This is a genomic window from Rubripirellula obstinata, from assembly GCF_001642955.1.
Taxonomy (GTDB): domain Bacteria; phylum Planctomycetota; class Planctomycetia; order Pirellulales; family Pirellulaceae; genus Rubripirellula; species Rubripirellula obstinata.
The window spans coordinates 1-2,325 of sequence record NZ_LWSK01000246.1 but is presented as its reverse complement, the minus strand read 5'-3'; the positions used below and the strand labels follow the sequence as shown (position 1 = coordinate 2,325).

The 2,325-nt window shown below is 54.2% G+C and carries 4 protein-coding genes; all 4 read right to left on the bottom strand.

The window, feature by feature from the left end; all coding sequences use genetic code 11:
• Positions 1 to 172: 172 nt before the first annotated feature.
• A complete protein-coding gene (locus RC85_RS27270) occupies positions 173 to 343 on the bottom strand; it encodes a hypothetical protein (RefSeq protein ID WP_157594072.1) in 171 nt (56 codons plus the stop codon).
• Positions 344 to 345: 2 nt separating this feature from the next.
• Positions 346 to 684 carry a hypothetical protein gene (locus RC85_RS28030; RefSeq protein WP_149753311.1) on the bottom strand — a complete coding sequence of 113 codons (339 nt, stop codon included), beginning with the start codon at positions 682 to 684 and terminating at the stop codon, positions 346 to 348.
• Between the two features lie 138 nt (positions 685 to 822).
• A complete protein-coding gene (locus RC85_RS25420; RefSeq protein WP_068267708.1) occupies positions 823 to 1,491 on the bottom strand; it encodes a hypothetical protein in 669 nt (222 codons plus the stop codon).
• Positions 1,492 to 1,585: 94 nt separating this feature from the next.
• Positions 1,586 to 2,325, bottom strand: a 740-nt coding sequence (locus tag RC85_RS28025) for a hypothetical protein (RefSeq protein ID WP_162273297.1), incomplete at its 5' end; no start/stop codon positions are given.

Below are 2,325 nucleotides of genomic sequence, written 5' to 3'. Positions count from 1 at the left end.
GGCGGCGATCAGTGAAGATGCGTGACCAAGGAAGATCGCCGCCGATACGGTACGTCGTCGCCGGTCGTGCAAGCAAAGGGTAAAGCGTCGCCCCGCCAACACGAGCATGAGTTGTTCGGAAACCCCAGACATCAGCCGTAGTGAGTGAATCGTTATGCGCGTGAAGCGGAAATCAAAAGTACGGAGTGATCGGCATGGATTCCATGCGTAGGTTGTGCCCCGCAGGGCGAGAGGCGGGCAGTAAGTGTCCGCCGCTCAGTCGGATAACGTCCGACATCACCGGGTCGGGACGGTTGATGTTCCATTTGAAAACGGCCGCAAGCCCGACTCCGGTGCATGTCATGGTTATCCGCGATTATGGGCGACAATGCCAAGTCCAATCGCGATTGTGACACCGCCTCCAGCGAAGGACGCAATTATAGCAGGGAGAAGGGCGAGCATGAAAGCGAAGTCACCCGCATGAGAGAACGACACAAACAGAATGAATGTGAGGAAGAAACAGGCGATGCCGACAGTGATCGCAGAAAGGGCTACCATGGCGTAGGCGACCGGCAACGGGACTCCGTCTTTGCCGGTGGCGTGACTCTCCTCCTCCTGGGCGACCGTTGGGTCGTATGGGTTTTGGTTGAGAGGCATAGCGAGAACCAACAGAAGTATGCAATACATCGGAAAGCGGTGCGTCATCGAACTAGCAGCGGGTTGGCATGTGATTAGCGAACCGTCCAGTCGGATAACGACCGCGTTCTGCGGGCGGCGGATTAAGTCGTGCAAGCAGAAAATCAAGCCGACCACCGCCGCTCCGTCAGCAACGCTTGGTTCTGCTCAATCCTGGATTAAATACGCCTGGTCGATGATTCGGTCCCAGGTCCAAGGTTCGCTTATGGTATACGAAGAATTCAAGCCAGTCTTGATCCACGTGATCTTAGTCCATCGTTTTGACAACCGAATTAGGTCTACTTCTTGCATAGCGACTTTGCGATCGGGGACGGGCACGTGCCCAGCACGAAAAGAACCATGCAATCCGCAGTAGGTGAGATAGTTTGGAATCGGCTCTGCATGCCCTGCAAGAGAATAACCTTCCGACAGTACACAGTACGTGCCCCCAGATTTTGCCACGGGGTACATTGGCCAATCGCCGAGCGGCATTGACTCATATGGAAGCATTAAGCCACCAAGCATCGGCCCTCGCAATGGTTTGTTCTTCGGCACGTAAAGGATGCGGCACAGCCAGCCGATCCGCTCGTTTACGTTCGGACGCCCAATATCATCATTTTGACGAGCCAAGTCATGGAACTCGCGAAGAGTTTCTCGTTCTCCCAGATCAACGTAGTAGTTGACTGCACGCGCGATGTCAGCACAAGTGAAGTCTGCAGATCGCAATAAATGAAGCTGGTGACGTGGTTTCGGTTGCAGGAATGCGAAAGCGACCGACGCAGATGAAACCAGCAACAGCAACGATGCAAGTCGGTATTGCAATTTCGGTCTAATCATAACTTCGTAGCAGAACGTCCGGGTTCACCGGGCCGGGAGGGAAAAGTTAACCATCAGAAAACGCTCGCAAGCCCGGCTCCGGTGCAACCCATGGTTATCCGCCGTCTTCCGGATCTTCGTCAAATCGCTTAAGTATTGTCGACTTGAATGCCAGATCAGGAGGGAAGAACAAGCCACCATTGGGTGAGCCCAAAATGGCCTTTAGGGAATCACTCTTGGAGGACAAGCGAACGTGAAAGTGAGCATTTTCGCCGGTGGTTACCGTCCCGTCAAGCGAACCATCGCTTACCGCATCCCGGAACGCGGAGGGTGACGGTGTAGAGAATACTAAGCTATCGCGATCGGGCAACGAAAGGCGAGCGAAAGAATATCTGGCGTTGTCTTCGCCGTACACAATAAGCGAATCGCCAATGCTCCTAACGTCAAGTTTGTTCGTTCGGATCGAGAAAGAACGCTTATCTTCATCCCAGCTTGATTGCCCTGAATACAGCATCAGATCAGAACCAAGTCGGATTTCAACCACATCGCCGTCGGGACTCGCCCAACGCCCAACGAGCGAACGTAGACTTTTAACGTCAGATTTGGTGCCAATCGGGGCATCAAGCGTGACCGTGTCGCATCCGGCAATGAAGGCCAGCATCAACGCAACGGCAAAGAACGTGAAACGAATCATTGGCACTGCAGTCGGATAACGGTATGCATCACCGAGGTGGCGGGATTTGACGTGCAAGCAGAGAGAAAAGTGTGCGGCCGCCACTCCGGTGCATGCAATGGTTATCCGAAACACACCATTGAGATGCGGTCCGCCGGCGCGGACTTCGTTCCCGTGGGTGG